14 protein-coding genes are annotated in these 14,571 nt (G+C 54.6%); 5 read left to right on the forward strand and 9 right to left on the reverse strand.

Features of this window, described 5'->3' with window-relative positions:
* Positions 1-11: 11 nt before the first annotated feature.
* Positions 12-1,250 carry an MFS transporter gene (locus tag DL239_RS07465; RefSeq protein ID WP_167683384.1) on the reverse strand — a complete coding sequence of 413 codons (1,239 nt, stop codon included), beginning with the start codon at positions 1,248-1,250 and terminating at the stop codon, positions 12-14.
* Between the two features lie 78 nt (positions 1,251-1,328).
* Here DL239_RS07465 and DL239_RS07470 point away from each other — a divergent pair, with 78 nt between their 5' ends.
* Positions 1,329-1,991 carry a DNA-3-methyladenine glycosylase family protein gene (locus DL239_RS07470; RefSeq protein WP_167683385.1) on the forward strand — a complete coding sequence of 221 codons (663 nt, stop codon included), beginning with the start codon at positions 1,329-1,331 and terminating at the stop codon, positions 1,989-1,991.
* The gene (locus tag DL239_RS07475; protein WP_167683386.1) at positions 1,988-2,653 is read left to right on the forward strand and encodes an alpha/beta hydrolase; all 666 of its coding nucleotides are present in this window, start codon (positions 1,988-1,990) and stop codon (positions 2,651-2,653) included. Before DL239_RS07470 ends, DL239_RS07475 begins: the two co-directional genes overlap by 4 nt.
* 482 nt (positions 2,654-3,135) lie before the next feature.
* Here DL239_RS07475 and DL239_RS07480 read toward each other — a convergent pair whose 3' ends face one another.
* The gene (locus DL239_RS07480; protein WP_167683387.1) at positions 3,136-3,717 is read right to left on the reverse strand and encodes a pseudouridine synthase; all 582 of its coding nucleotides are present in this window, start codon (positions 3,715-3,717) and stop codon (positions 3,136-3,138) included.
* Positions 3,718-3,981: 264 nt separating this feature from the next.
* Between DL239_RS07480 and DL239_RS07485 the strand changes: the two genes are divergently transcribed.
* The gene (locus tag DL239_RS07485) at positions 3,982-4,548 is read left to right on the forward strand and encodes an HNH endonuclease (protein ID WP_167683388.1); all 567 of its coding nucleotides are present in this window, start codon (positions 3,982-3,984) and stop codon (positions 4,546-4,548) included.
* 15 nt (positions 4,549-4,563) lie between these two features.
* Here DL239_RS07485 and metA read toward each other — a convergent pair whose 3' ends face one another.
* From metA to guaA, 5 genes are all read right to left on the reverse strand, one after another.
* Positions 4,564-5,481: a homoserine O-acetyltransferase MetA gene (gene metA / locus DL239_RS07490; RefSeq protein ID WP_167683389.1), complete on the reverse strand. Its 918-nt coding sequence runs from the start codon at positions 5,479-5,481 to the stop codon at positions 4,564-4,566.
* 46 nt (positions 5,482-5,527) lie between these two features.
* Positions 5,528-6,403 (reverse strand): ATPase, encoded by an 876-nt coding sequence (locus DL239_RS07495; protein ID WP_167683390.1) that lies wholly within the window; start codon positions 6,401-6,403, stop codon positions 5,528-5,530.
* A gap of 147 nt (positions 6,404-6,550) precedes the next feature.
* Positions 6,551-7,636 carry an OmpP1/FadL family transporter gene (locus DL239_RS07500; RefSeq protein ID WP_167683391.1) on the reverse strand — a complete coding sequence of 362 codons (1,086 nt, stop codon included), beginning with the start codon at positions 7,634-7,636 and terminating at the stop codon, positions 6,551-6,553.
* Between the two features lie 125 nt (positions 7,637-7,761).
* On the reverse strand, positions 7,762-8,649 hold the full coding sequence (locus tag DL239_RS07505) for a DMT family transporter (protein WP_167683392.1): 888 nt from the start codon (positions 8,647-8,649) through the stop codon (positions 7,762-7,764).
* A 143-nt stretch (positions 8,650-8,792) separates the two neighbouring features.
* Entirely contained in the window at positions 8,793-10,361 is a 1,569-nt protein-coding gene (guaA, locus tag DL239_RS07510; protein WP_167683393.1) for a glutamine-hydrolyzing GMP synthase, read from the reverse strand.
* A gap of 257 nt (positions 10,362-10,618) precedes the next feature.
* On the opposite strand from guaA, the gene DL239_RS07515 reads away from it, so the two are divergent.
* Positions 10,619-12,163 (forward strand): trimethylamine methyltransferase family protein, encoded by a 1,545-nt coding sequence (locus tag DL239_RS07515; RefSeq protein WP_167683394.1) that lies wholly within the window; start codon positions 10,619-10,621, stop codon positions 12,161-12,163.
* On the opposite strand, the gene DL239_RS07520 is transcribed toward DL239_RS07515, so the two are convergent.
* Entirely contained in the window at positions 12,118-12,519 is a 402-nt protein-coding gene (locus tag DL239_RS07520; RefSeq protein WP_167683395.1) for a DUF6477 family protein, read from the reverse strand. The genes DL239_RS07515 and DL239_RS07520 overlap by 46 nt on opposite strands.
* Positions 12,520-12,755: 236 nt before the next feature.
* On the opposite strand from DL239_RS07520, the gene DL239_RS07525 reads away from it, so the two are divergent.
* The gene (locus tag DL239_RS07525) at positions 12,756-13,820 is read left to right on the forward strand and encodes a DUF6456 domain-containing protein (protein WP_167683396.1); all 1,065 of its coding nucleotides are present in this window, start codon (positions 12,756-12,758) and stop codon (positions 13,818-13,820) included.
* 100 nt (positions 13,821-13,920) lie between these two features.
* On the opposite strand, the gene DL239_RS07530 is transcribed toward DL239_RS07525, so the two are convergent.
* The gene (locus DL239_RS07530) at positions 13,921-14,466 is read right to left on the reverse strand and encodes a peroxiredoxin (protein ID WP_167683397.1); all 546 of its coding nucleotides are present in this window, start codon (positions 14,464-14,466) and stop codon (positions 13,921-13,923) included.
* Positions 14,467-14,571: the final 105 nt, after the last annotated feature.

Below are 14,571 nucleotides of genomic sequence, written 5' to 3' on the forward strand. Positions count from 1 at the left end.
AAGAGGGGGGCTTACCCTCTGTCGCCTACGTAGGCATCTTCGCGCGGGCGCAGTATCAGCCAAATCAATGCACCACCGGCCAGCACCAGGAAGGGCGCCATGGCCATGTTGACGGCGTTCCAGCCCTCTACCGGGTTGCCGCCCGAACAGTTCATCAACCCACCCGATGACAGCGATGCAAAGGTAACACCGCCAAAGACCAGCAGGTCATTCAGGCCCTGCATGCGGCCGCGTTCATGTGGTTCGTGTGCGCCGGCCAGCATGGTGGTGGAGCCGATAAAGCCAAAGTTCCAGCCCAAACCCAGCAGGATCAGAGCGATGAAAAAGTTGCTGAGCTCAACACCGTTCAAGGCTACGGCACCTGCGCCGGCCAAGATCGCCAGACCAGCTCCGACAACTTTCTCAACACCAAATCGAGAGATCAGGTGGCCGGTGAAGAAGGATGGGATGTACATCGCCAGAACATGCATGGTGACCACGTCAGCGGCGTTGTTCTGGGTAAAGCCACAGCCAACCACAGCTAGCGGTGTCGAGGTCATCACCAGGTTCATCAAGGCATAGGACACCATGGCGCAGATCACAGCGACGGCGATACGTGGCGTTTTAAGCAGCTCCCAACGGGTACGTCCACGCGGCATGTCTGCACTCGGCGCAGCGGGCTTGGGGATGTCGAGGAACAGAAACAGCATTGAGCCAACGAGGTTGATCACAATGACAGCCATGTAGGCGCCCAGAAAGGGAATCACAAAGGCATCGCTGGTCGCCTTGACCAGTTGCGGGCCGATGATGGCCGACAGAAGACCACCTGCCATGACATAGGAAATCGCTTTGGGGCGGAACTCTTCACTGGCGGTATCGGCGGCGGCAAAGCGGAAAAAGCCTTGCGAGCTCATATAGATACCGGTCAGGAAGCTGCCGGTCAGGAAGACGGGAAACGACCCGAGGTATAGACCATAGGCGCCAACCAATGCGCCGGTGGCACCACCCAGGGCGCCAACCATGAAACCAACGCGGCGGCCCCATTTCTGCATGATGGCAGAGATCGGAGTGGCCGATAGCATCGAGCCCAGAACGATCAATGAGATCGGTAGGGTGGCAAAGCAAGCGTTAGAGGCCAGTGATTGGCCAGCCAGGCCGCCAATGATGAAGATGATCGGCATTTGTGAGCCAAGGAACGCCTGCGCCATAACAAGAATGGCAACGTTGCGTTTGGCGACAGAGTCATCGTGAGTGGTCATACTAATTGTCATGGGAGATGCGTAGCGGCGAAAATTGCGGGGCACAAGCGGCTTGCAGCGCAGGAAGCTGCGGCTAATCTGCAAGTGGTTGTGAAATGGAGAGGTGACGTAACGTCAGATCAGGATGTAGGCCGGATTATTTCAAGTGATGCCTGTGTGGCAGAAGGCGCGGAATGGCTGGCGAAACAAGAGCCTCGCTTTGCGGCGGCGTTACAATTGACCGGCCCCTTGCCGTTACGTCGTAAACCGGATGGCTTTGCAGAATTGCTGTCGGCAATTGTTAGTCAGCAGGTCAGCGTTGCGTCTGCGCAGGCTATTTGGGGGCGTATAACGGCGGCGAAATTGTCCGAGGCGCATCAGGTAAGAGAGGCCAGCGAAGAGGATTTGCGTGCAGTGGGGCTAAGCCGTCCAAAAATGCGATACGCCAAAGCTTTGGCCGAAGCGGATATTGATTTCAATACTTTGCGTGATCTGCCTGACATGGACGTCGTCAGGGAATTGGTCAAAGTTCAGGGCATTGGTGCTTGGACGGCTGAGATCTATGCGATGTTTTCACTGGGGCGTGCGGATGTGTTTGCACCTGGTGATCTGGCCTTGCAGGAAGCGGCTCGTATTCTGTTTGAGCTGCCCGACAGACCGAAAGAGCGAGAGCTGCGCATAATGGCCGAGGACTGGTCCCCTTGGAGGTCGGTTGCGGCGCGGCTGTTGTTTTCCTATTACCGAGTAGCAAAATCCAGGGAAGGGATCAGATGACTCGCGTATTATCCGCTGAACGCAAAGAGCCGCTATCAGGCACAACCCGGTCAGTCGTGGTGTTTTTACACGGCTATGGCGCCAATGGGGCCGACTTGTTGGGGCTTGCAGATCCGCTCAGCGAACACCTGCCGGATACACTGTTCGTCGCGCCTGATGCGCCGGAAAACTGTGCCGGATCGCCAATGGGCTATCAGTGGTTTCCGATCCCCTGGATTGACGGTTCGTCCGAGGAAGAATCTGAGCGCGGCATGCAGGCAGCGATTGACGACCTGAATGCATTCCTCGACGCGCTAATGGTGGACGAGGATGTTTTGCCTGAACAAGTGGTTCTGTTCGGCTTTAGTCAGGGCACCATGATGGCGCTGCATGTGGCGCCACGCCGCGAGGATGCAGTTGCAGGTATCGTTGCGTTCTCGGGTCGTTTGTTGTCGCCTGAAACGCTAAAGGATGAGGTGGTCAGCAAGATGTCCATTCTGTTGGTGCATGGCGACGCCGATGATGTGGTACCGCCGCAATCACTGCCTGAGGCCGCAGAAGCGTTGCAGGAGGCAGGGTTCCAAGATGTCTATGCCCACATTCAAAAGGGCACCGGGCACGGTATTGCACAGGACGGGCTAAGTGTCGCCTTGGCGTTCATGCGCGACAAGCTGGGGCTGTAACCCGCGGGTTACTTTTTCTTACACACAGTCTCACGAAAATGGGCCGCCAGGGAAATCCTTGGCGGTATTTTTTTGTCTGGATGGTCGCTGATTGTCATGTTTAATTTATTTTGTAGATGGCGGTACCGCCAAAGCGGATGTGGACGGGGATCAAACCCCGCGTGCTAAACGTTGTCTCTGCGCGTCCCGGTCTTGATGGGACCCTGTACCAGTTAGCTGGGGGTGTCAGGCCCAACGGTAATCGCGATTGCGCCTGAAATTGTCAGAGAGTAGCAAATTACACGTGAAGTGGGCGCGCGCTGATTAGGCTTAGCTGCAACAGGTAACGTCGCGAATTTGGAACTGCTGCGCCATGAGTATTTTTCTGCAAAAAGAAACCGGGGATTGTTCTGCGATAGTTGGCTTCTTTTTGCTAAAAATACTCAAATTCCAAGGGCGCAGCCAGGACTTGTCCCACGTGGTTTAGGATATAGAGTCAGCATCTATCGGCGGGGTCGTTTCTTGGTTTGCGGAATGACTGCATTTTGCCAGGTGCCCTGATCCAGGCCATCCAGTGTCCAGGTTCCGATGCGGTAGCGGATCAGGCGCAGGGTAGGGTGGCCCACGGCGGCAGTCATTCGGCGAACCTGGCGGTTGCGGCCTTCGCGCAAGGTCAGCTCGACCCAGGTATCTGGAATGTTCTTACGCACCCGTATTGGCGGTGTGCGTGGCCATAGGATGCTGGGTTCTTGAATGATGCGTGCCTGGGCTGGCTTGGTCAGGCCATCTTTCAGCTCAACTCCTTTTGTCAGCGCATCCAATGCGGCCTGATCGGGGGACCCTTCGACCTGGACCCAATAGGTCTTGGCCATTTTGTGTTTGGGATCGGATATCTGCGCTTGCAGGCCGCCGTCGTCTGTTAGCAGCATCAGGCCTTCGCTGTCGCGGTCAAGCCGACCGGCGGGATACACGCCGGGCAGGTCGATGAAGTCACTGAGCGTGCGGCGCGGGGTGCCTTCGGTGCCGCGATCGGTGAATTGCGGAAGAACATCAAAGGGTTTGTTGAAGCGGATCAATTGGGGCATGCCCGCCAATAAAAGGCCAGTGCTTTCAAAGCAAGGGCGGTGTCATCATGTGGTCGAGAAATGTAGTAGGGCGTGTTCGAGATATTGTGGAAATAGGGGGCTTGTCAGGTTTGAACCACGAGATATAGTTAATATTATGCCGGAGACTTCCCGTAATTCCGGCGCTGGAATGTGAGTGAACATGGCCAGAAGAGCGACGCAAATGATTGGCGGTACGGATGGGCCAATGGAATATCACTTCCACATTGGTGATAGGGTGATCCTATGAACCAGGCTGTCGGATCATTACGGACTTTGGTTTTGAATGCGAATATGCAGCCGTTGAGCTGGGCGCCACTGTCTGTTTGGAATTGGCAAAACGCGTTTGTGGCCGTTCACCAAGACCGTGTTGTGCAAATCAAATGCTATGATGACATCATTGTTCATTCGGCCTCGCAATCATTTGAGGTTCCGGCGGTGGTGGCGCTGCGGAACTACCACAAGAGGAAAACGGTTGGATTTACCCGGTATAATCTGTTTTTGCGCGATGAATTCCGGTGTCAGTACTGTGGCAAACGGTTCCCGGCAAATGATCTGACATTTGATCATGTCATTCCCCGGAGCAAGGGCGGTGGATCGTCTTGGCGAAATATCGTGGCGTCCTGTGAGGCGGATAACCTGCGAAAGGCCAACAGGACGCCAAGGCAGGCTGGTATGCGTCTGTTGAGACCGCCGTTTGAGCCAACAGCCCACCAGTTGGACGCCGCAGCCCGGCGCCAACCGCTTGCTGCAGGGGGACTGCACCAGACCTGGATGGACTATCTGTACTGGGGTGCCGAACTAGAAGATTAACGTATTCCCAGCCGTTTAGCCGCCGATATCAGTCCTATTATAGGGGGTGGTCTGATAGATTTCGTTGATCCAGTTGCCATAGAGCAGGTGCGCGTGGCTGCGCCAGCGGTTCAGCGGTTCTTGGTTTGGGTCGTTGTCCGGATAGTAGTTGTCAGGCACATTGATTGGCGTGCCGTCAGCAACATCGCGGTCGTATTCCTGTTTCAGGCTGCCACTGTCGTATTCAAAGTGGTTGAAGATATACAGCGCCCGGTGCTCTGGATCTTCGATCAGGCATGGGCCGACTTCGGTGCTGCCCAATAGCGTTTTCAGGCTTGGGTGTTCATCCACCTCGTTCTGGCGCATTTCGGTCCAGCGCGACACCGGGATCACAAAGTCATCGGAGAACCCACGCAGGTAGGGCGAGGCCGGAGCCTTGTTTTGTTGGCGGAAACAGCCAAACGCTTTGTGTGGCAGGATGTGCTTTTTGACGCCATGAAAGTGGTTGATCATCGCCATGCCGCCCCAACAGACGCCAAAGGTGGAGTGCACATTGGTCTGGGTCCACTCGAACACCTCTTGCATTTCTTGCCAGTAGGTGACGTCGGTGAATTCCAGATGTTCAATTGGCGCGCCGGTGATGATGAGCCCGTCGAATTTCTGGTCACGCACCTCAGAGAACGGCAGGTAGAATTCCGCCATGTGCTCGGCCGCTGTGTTGCGGGTTCGGTGTTCGCTCATGCGGATCAGGGTCAGATCGATCTGCAGCGGTGTTGCGCCAATCAGGCGGGCAAACTGGTTCTCGGTCTGGATCTTCTTGGGCATCAGGTTGAGCAAGGCAATCCGCAAGGGGCGGATATCCTGACGTGCGGCCTGATCCGGCGACATCACCATCACGCCTTCGTTCGTTAGAACGTCATAGGCGGGCAGGTCAGACGGGATTTTGATAGGCATATCAGGATCTCAAACTCTGGTTTGTGGATAGGGGGAGGTAGGGGCTTTAGTTGCGTAACTCAAGTGCGGCGTCGATGGCATCTGCGATCAGATTGGTGAAGAGGTCTTGATCGGTGGCCGCAGCGATTTGGTCTGCAGTGACCGTGACGCCCCAGTTTTTAGCCATGGCAGCATAGCGAGGTTGGCGATGGGCCAGAGCCTGAGCATAGGTCCAGCGGATGAAATCATCTGGATTAACATCGTCTTGTGTAATGTTGTTTTCACTCAGGTATTGATCCCAAACTTGGGACAGGAACTCTGGCTGGTACGACATGGGTTTGGGCGCGCGGTCAAAGCGGCGGACCAGTTCCTCGGTGTGGGCGTCATCGCCTTTGATCCAGACCATCAGCGTGTGTTTGGACAGTTCCGCCAGGATCGGATCTTTTGGGTCGTCGGCATCCACCCATTCGCAAATTGACCCACCACTGTCGCAGATGAAGTTGTCGTAGCCATACAGGCGCTTTGCGCGGTCGGCAAAATACTCGGTATCCAGCAGGGCGTGGATTTCGGCCATGCGGAATTGTTCCTGACGGCGGCGATACTCTTCGATTGGCATTCCGCCTTGGGTCGGCGCGCCGGGTTTTCCCAGATAGCTGGCAACTGGGGTCAGGTTTTCAAAGCTAATGTTGGAACCGATGTAGATCGAATCTGACAGCAACAGGTCACGCAGGAACGGCACTTTCATCGCCTCGGCCTTGGCGTTGTCGGCGATGTATTCGCCCATGTAGCGGGTGCCGATGCGGTAATCGATCGAGTAGTGAAACCACTGGCCGGCGTCGCGCAGCATGTTGCTGATGTGGGTTTTGCCCAGTCCGGACATGCCAAAGAACAGCACCCGTTTGTGCGGCGCATCGCGCCAGTCCTGTGCGGAAGAATACAGCATGTTATTCGTGGTCCCTGTAGTGTCCTGTCTTGCTAGCCAGTGATGGGCGCAGGGTCAATCATCTGGGGTTTAAAGAGTGGGGGCGACAAACAGAAAACGCCCCGCGAGGGATCGCGAGGCGTTGTGAATTAGTTTCGTCGCGGTGTTTTAGAAACGGTAGCCAACTTTAAAGCCGACACCGACGGATGAGTTATCTGTAAACGAAGACAAAATCGGTCCAGCGGAACTAACCACTGTGTTGGCTCCACCAATCCGAGTGTAGTTTATCCCACCTGAAATAACCATGTTGTCCATTGTGTAACGCAGGCCAAGTGTCAATCCGAGACGGCCGTCAGTTGGGCCCAGGTTTGATACGGTGTCGCCCAGAGTTTCTTCATAGCTGACAGCAGCGGACCCCGATAGGTTTTCTGAGAATTTTCGTCCGACACCAAGCGTGTAAGTAAACGTGTTATTTTGGAATGCCACCAAAGGGGAGCCGATAGTCCCTGTATAGGCAGCAGGGGCAATTTCAAAAGCTGACCACTCTACCCATCTCACGCCACCAAATAGCAAAGTATCTTTTGCAATACCTGTCTGCAGATCCAGATTGACGGCTTGCGGTGTTTCGGTGGAAGTTACGGTGTCGGGTTGAGAAACACCAAGAAACTCACTTGTGGCCAATTCGTGTTTTACTTTCGAGAAATACGTAATCGCAACTCGCAATGCAATTTCAGGTTTCTCGTAGGCAGCGCCCACCAAATATCCAACTCCAGTATCTCTTTCACCATTCGCTGTGTATCCACCAATAGATGGGATAGATGCGCTGGCCTCTAGCGTCTGAGCCCTCAAGCCGCCATGGAGGCTAACACCGGTGTCAAACTTGTAACGAAGGATTCCGGTCAGAGCGTGTGTTTCCAATTCGGCAGTTGAGCCCGCAAACGCGTAGCCCGTGCCAGAAGGATAGTCGACGTCAGCACCATATGGCTGATCATAGATTACCGCAAAACTAAGCTGATCGTTAATGTCCCTTTTGTAACCGGCTCCAATTTGAAGGTAGCTGCTTGCCATGTCTCCGGAATTTGCACCTAAAGCGGTGCCAGAAACATCTGGGGAAATACTACCAACTGAAACTTCGGCGTAATTTCCTTCTTCAAACAAAATCCCAATATTTTGTCCGGAGCGCCCGCTGCCTCCTGCGGACGCAGCCCCAGATATCAGCGCCAGCATGGCTGACGTTGCCAGATATTTATTCATTCTTCCCCCTCAGACCGAAGCCCGCCGTATTCATTCGTTTGGCGGAACCTAAGCAATAATGATTTTCAAGATCAACGATTACGGAAGGGAAACCAATCTGAGGGCTTGAAAAATGGGGGTAGAGCTCAGGTTGTGTGGGCCTGTTTGGGGGTCTTTGCATCCATTATATTCAAGTAGTTAGCGCTAAATATGACAATTGCGCCACACAACACCCAAATATCCAGAGGCTCATTGTAGATCAGCATGCCCAAAACCGCGATGACCGGTAGGCGTGCAAAGTCAATTGGGACGACAACCGTAGCTGGAGCAACAGTCAGGGCATTGGTCAAGCAGTAGTGCGCGGTCAGGCCTGCGATGCCGATCAACACCAGCCAAGGGGCGGTAGAAAGGGCGGGCAGGGTAATGTCACCGTCATAGCCAGCGACCACAAGCCCCATGACCAGCTGCATCGAGGTCAGCCAAAATAGGATGGACCCGATGTGTTCAACACGTGTCAGGCGCTTGGTGATGATGCTGGTCAAAGCAAAGAAAATGGCAGACGATGCGGCGGTGATGACGCCGATGTTGATCGTTTCCGGGGTAGGTCGGGCAACAATCAGGATACCGATGAATCCTCCCAAGGCCGCCAGACTACGGGTTCGGGTCAGCCGCTCGCCCAGCAAAAGCGGTGACAACAGAATGACCCAAAGCGGTGAGGTGAACTCTAACGCAAAGACCTGAGCCAAAGGGATGGCGGTCACGGCAAAGAACCAGAGGTTCTGTCCGGTGAAATGTGCGGCGTTCCGGATCAGATGGGTGCCAAGGCGTTGACCCGAAACCTGATGCCATTTTCCAGTCACTGTTAGCATCACAACGACGACAAGAACCCCAACAACGCTGCGATACATCATGATTTCGAATGTATCCAAGGCAAAACTGACCTCACGCCCGGCGATTGCCATGGTCGAAAAAGACGCTATTGCGCCAGTCATCCACAGGGCTGCACGCCCGATCTGGGCTGGTTGGTCTGACATGTGGTTTTCCTTGCCTATCTTGGGGGCGAGAAGGCGCCAAATTTGATTTGGCGTCAAGCGTGCAAAAACGCAGATTGAGGTCGGCAAAAAAACAGCCCGCGACCATGTGGTGCGGGCTGTTGAAGAAACATTTCACAGATGGGTCATTCCCATTCGATTGTACCCGGAGGCTTGGATGTGATGTCGTAAGTCACCCGGTTGATGCCCTTAATTTCATTGATGATCCGCGTTGCGGTTTCACCTAGGAATTCATGGCTGAACGGATAGTAGTCAGCGGTCATCCCGTCTACAGATGTCACTGCGCGCAGGGCGCAGGCAAAGTCATATGTACGCCCATCGCCCATCACGCCCACGGTGCGAACCGGTAGGATGGCGACGAAAGCTTGCCAAATGTCATCATACAGACCGTGCTTGCGGATCTGATCGATATAAACCGCATCCGCCTCGCGTAGGATTTCCAGCTTTTCGCGGGTGATCTCGCCAGGGCAACGGATTGCCAGGCCAGGGCCAGGGAAGGGGTGACGACCAATAAAGCTGGCAGGCAGACCCAGTTCGCGGCCCAAGGCACGGACTTCGTCCTTGAACAATTCACGCAGAGGTTCGACCAGTTTTAGGCCCATTTTCTCGGGTAGGCCGCCCACATTGTGGTGCGATTTGATGGTGACCGAAGGACCACCAGAGAAGCTGACCGATTCGATGACATCCGGGTACAGGGTGCCCTGAGCCAGGAATTCAGCGCCGTCGATGGTATTGGCGTGTTTCTGGAACACGTCGATGAACAGGCGGCCAATGATTTTCCGCTTGGTTTCCGGGTCAGACTGGCCGTCCAACTCGCCAAGGAACAGGTCCTGCTCATCCGCGTGAATGAACTGCATATTGTAATTGTCGCGGAACATGGCGACAACTTCGTCGGCCTCGCCCTTGCGCAACAGGCCGTGGTCAACAAAGACGCAGGTCAGCTGATCGCCGATGGCTTCGTGCAGCAGTACGGCTGTGACCGAGCTGTCGACGCCGCCGGACAGGCCACAGATGACTTTCTTGTCGCCGACCTGCTCGCGGATGGCTTTGATCGCCTGTTCGCGGTACAGGCCCATTGTCCAGTCGCCGGTGAAACCAGCAAGGCGGACAAAGTTTTCGTATAGTTTTGCACCGTTGGGTGTGTGGTGCACTTCAGGGTGGAATTGCACTGCATAAAAGTTACGGCTGACGTCAGCGGTGATGGCGTAAGGCGCGTTGGGGGAAGTCCCGTAGACCTCAAAACCCGGAGCGATCTCGCTGACGTGGTCACCGTGGCTCATCCAGACCTGTTCGCGGTCAGCGTCATCGGCGAACCAACCGGCCAGCAGTGGCAGCGATTTCACGGATGGTTTGACATAGGCTCGACCAAACTCGGCGGTGCCGTGGCCGCTATCAACCTGACCGCCTAATTGCTGCATCATCATCTGCTGACCATAGCAAATGCCAAGAATAGGCACGCCGTAGTCAAAGATCTCTTGCGGCACCCGGGGGCTACCCTCGCGGGTCACACTGTCGGGCCCACCAGAGAAGATCACCGCCTTGGGCGCCATGTCGCGCACAAAGTCCATTGTGATGTTCTGATAGGGGTGAATTTCGCAATAGACATTCAGTTCACGCAGGCGACGCGCAATAAGCTGCGTAACCTGGCTGCCGAAGTCTATGATGAGAAGGCGGTCATGGGATGTCTGGCTCATGCTGGCGCCATAGGCCAGACTATGGGGTTTCGCAAGTAAAATCATACCAAACCAGACCGAGTATTGCGCAACTAAAGTTCTTATAAGGGCTGCCCCTTTGACCTTCAGGCCATTCGCCCGGCTCATATTTTTGAAGAGATGAAGGGTGTGAGTAGGGGAATGTCGCTTTTCAACTGGAAAGGCCGTTATTCTTCGATGGCGTATGGAATGGGTCGGTTAGAAAAAGACAACAAAACGCCTGCTATGAAGGACAGAACATGGCCGAAGCAACCTCACGTCGACGCAGCCGCTCAGGGGGCGGGGCGTCACGCCGCGCTGAACGCACAAGTGTAAAAATCGAAACGGCCAAGTATATTGAGCGCAATATCCCGAATTTCGAGGTGTTGAGCGAAGAGGCGCTTGATGTGATCGAGGCCAATGCCGAAACGGTGCTGGCTGAAATTGGGGTGAATTTCGTAGACAATCCAGCGGCGCTGCAGCGGTGGCGTGATGCCGGAGCAGAGGTCGAAGGAGAGCGGGTGCGCATCCCGCGTGGATTGGCCAAGAAGCTGATTGCGACGGCTCCGTCTGAGTTTACACAGCATGCACGTGATCCGGCCAAGTCGGTTGTTATCGGTGGCAAGAACCTAGTCTGCGCACCTGTATATGGCCCGCCATTTGTGCGGGACGTTGAAGGTGGTCGGCGCTATGCGACCATGGCGGATTTTGAGAAGTTCGTGAAACTTGCCTATATGTCCAAGTGGCTGCACCACTCTGGTGGTACAATTTGTGAGCCAACCGACGTTCCAGTGAACAAGCGGCATTTGGATATGCTGCTGGCCCATATGACGCTGTCGGACAAGCCGTTCATGGGGTCGGTGACCGATCCTGTGCGGGCGCAGGACAGTGTCGAAATGTGCGAGATCCTGTTCGGCAAAGAGTTTGTGCAGAACAACGCAGTGATGACCTCGTTGATCAATATCAACTCGCCGATGACCTTTGATGACGTGATGATGGGCGCGCTGGAGGTTTACGCCAAGAACAACCAGGCCTGCATTATCTCTCCGTTTATTGTAGGTGGTGCGATGGCACCGGTTTCGGTGGCTGGTACGCTGACACAGGTTTTGGCTGAGGTCATGGCGGGTATCGCCTATAGCCAATTGATCCGTCCCGGCGCACCTGTCATTTTTGGGGCTTTTGTCAGCTCAATTGACATGAATTCCGGTGCGCCTACATTCGGAACGCCAGAGGCGTCATTGGTGACATACGGCGCTGGCCAGTTGGCACGTCGGTTGGGATTGCCATTCCGGTCATCCGGATCGTTCTGTGGCTCCAAAATCCCGGATGCGCAAGCAGCCTATGAAACGGCGAATAGCCTGAATATGGGATTGATGTCCGGGGTGAACTTCATGTTGCATTCCTGTGGCTGGCTAGAAGGCGGATTGGTCGCTTCGTTTGAGAAGTTCGTCATGGATGCCGACCAGTTGGGGGCCCTGCATGGGCTGGCCAAAGGTGTTCCGATGGAAGAAGAGGACCAGGCTTTGGACGCGATCAGAGAAGTTGGGCCAGGGGGGCATTATCTAGGCTGCGCTCATACTCAGGCAAACTTCAAGACAGCTTTCTGGAAGTCGGATGTGTTTGATTACAAACCATTTGAAACCTGGGAAGAGGAAGGTGGGCGCGATACTACAGCAATTGCGACCGACCGGGTTGCCCATCTGATTGCCAACTACAAAGCCCCGAGCCTGGACCCTGCGGTCTATGCTGCACTTGTGGCTTATGTGGATGAAAAGAAGGCGTCGATGTCAGACGCGTTTTCATAACAATCTTTGTCAGATCTTAGCGTAACTAAACGGCTGCCTGATTTGGTGGCCGTTTGAGTTTTGTCCAAGTTTATTTGGTTTTTGGCCAACAGTCTTGCCTCGCCCATCATTGCGATCAAGACCTCGACATGGCGCGTGAGCTGGTAGCCGGGTTCCTTTTTTAGACGTCTACGATTTAGGTTCTGCTCTTGCTCGATGAGAAGAACAATGGCTTTTGCATACTTAGGGAGCTGGCCATACCCTAGCACGCGTTGCAGGTGGCGATTTCGGCAATAGTTGCTGGCACCGATGCGCGCTGCGCGGACTAACAGACGTGGCCGATTGAGCGACGACAGGCGGGTAAGCAGATCCTGCATTCTTGGTCCTTTCTGTGTACTAGTTATCCACAGTATGACGCAACTAAAGCGGGTGTTGCTGGGATGCGATACCGGCCTGCGCTACATTCATTATTGATTACCAAATGAAATCAATGATGCCAGTTAATAGGTATTGTTGAGGAATTACGCATAATGGTCACCGTCGCCGCGGGGGTAAAACTGGGGATAAGCGGTGGATAAAGTGGCCGGACTGCCTGCTGCTGGGATGTCTGATAATGCAAAAACAGCCGGTATCACCCCTGCCAAATTGGGTGCCCGAAGAAGCCTGTCGCTATCTGGACCACACCGAAACTGGACGTAGCATACGTCAATTGGCCCGGTCTGTCGGATGCCATCCGTCGACCGTGTCGCGGCAAGTTCGACGGGTTGAAACGCGACGAGATGATCCATTGGTTGATGGTGCCTTGCAAAAGCTTGCAACCCGTCACTATGACTCTTTGCCGAGAGGGGGCGACATCTGTGTCCTGTTTGACCGGCCCGACGCGGAGGACACAGGTTTTGAACAGGAATTAACCAGAGTCTTGCGGTCGCTGAGTTTTAACGGTGCTGTTTTGGCCGTCGCGGACGGAATGGACAAAGCCGTTGTTGTTCGAGAGACGGGTTCCGAGGCTCCGCAGAAAACAATTGTCGACCGACGCCTTGCCGAAGCGCTGGCATTACGGGATTGGATTAGCTGTTCCGGCCAAGGGCGGATCTGCCGTTATTACATCACGGCGTCGGGGCGAAGTGCGTTAAGCGCGATTATGGCGGCGGCTGAAAACCGTGCCCAAGTCATTGAAGGTGATTTTTCTGATGCACAGAAACCGTTCGCCGGAGGCGACAGCAGATCGGCGACGGCGAAGACCAGACGGGTTCGATATGGGCTGGCTGAAACCCCGCTAGAGACCCTGGCTCAGTTGCAGGACACGGACGGAAAGCCGTTTTTATCCGGTGACTTAGTCGTGGCAGGAGAGCGGTTGCGAGAGGGCTTTGAAATGGCACAGATAGGAGATCATATAGCACGCAGCCAAAATCACTTTAACGCTGAACAATGTGGAGCGGGTTATTCCCCTAGTCCGGTCGCGGCAGCCAGAAAACGTGCAGCCGGAGCATTAAACCATCTAGGGGCCGGGTTGAGTGACATTGCGTTGCGATGCTGTTGCCATTTGCTGGGGCTGGAGGCTGCGGAGCGCCAATTGGGGTGGTCTGCCCGTTCAGGCAAAGTTGTGCTACGGATCGCGTTGCAACAGCTGAAGACGTATTATGATAAGCTGTCAGGGTCAGACGATATGATCGGCTGATCCTTTAACGCTCAGTTGAGCATCCCGAAGAATAGTCGGTAAGCCAAGTAAAAAGGGCCCGCCTGTAGCGAGCCCAAATCTTGACAGATATGATCCGCAATCAGGCGGCTTGCTCTGCTTCGGTTGTCAAAAAGGACAGAACGGTTTCAGGCGAGGAAACGCCATAAGGATCTTCGCCATGGTTGTCGGCTAGGCCTGGCTCTTCGAACCAAGCTTCGATGATACCGTCGTTGACGACAGCAGCATAGCGCCAGGAGCGGTCGCCGAAACCTAGGTTATCTTTGGCGACCAACATACCCATTTTACGGGTGAATTCGCCGGAACCATCGGGGATTACGCCAACGTTTTTCAGGTTCTGCGCCTCGGCCCATTTGTTCATGACAAAGCTGTCATTCACCGACATGCAGTAAATCGCATCGATGCCTTTTGCGGCGAAATCTTCAAAGCCGTTTTCAAAGCCAGGTAGTTGATATGTCGAGCATGTGGGTGTGAATGCACCGGGTAGTGAGAACAGAACAACACGCTTGCCGCTGAAGTAATCGGCAGTCTTCGTATCTTTCCAACGGTACGGGTTTGATCCACCAATGGCTTCGTCGCGCACACGGGTGCGGAAGGTCACGTCGGGCAGTTCTACGCCAGCTTGCATATGCAGGCCTCCAGAATATTTGTTATTGATTTCGACGTGAGGACTTAAAAGGATTCTAAAGTCTCTGCAATGAGAGACTATTCAGGATTGTGCGCATATCTTCAG

The sequence above is a fragment of the Parasedimentitalea denitrificans genome (genome assembly GCF_011813015.1).
Taxonomy (GTDB): domain Bacteria; phylum Pseudomonadota; class Alphaproteobacteria; order Rhodobacterales; family Rhodobacteraceae; genus Parasedimentitalea; species Parasedimentitalea denitrificans.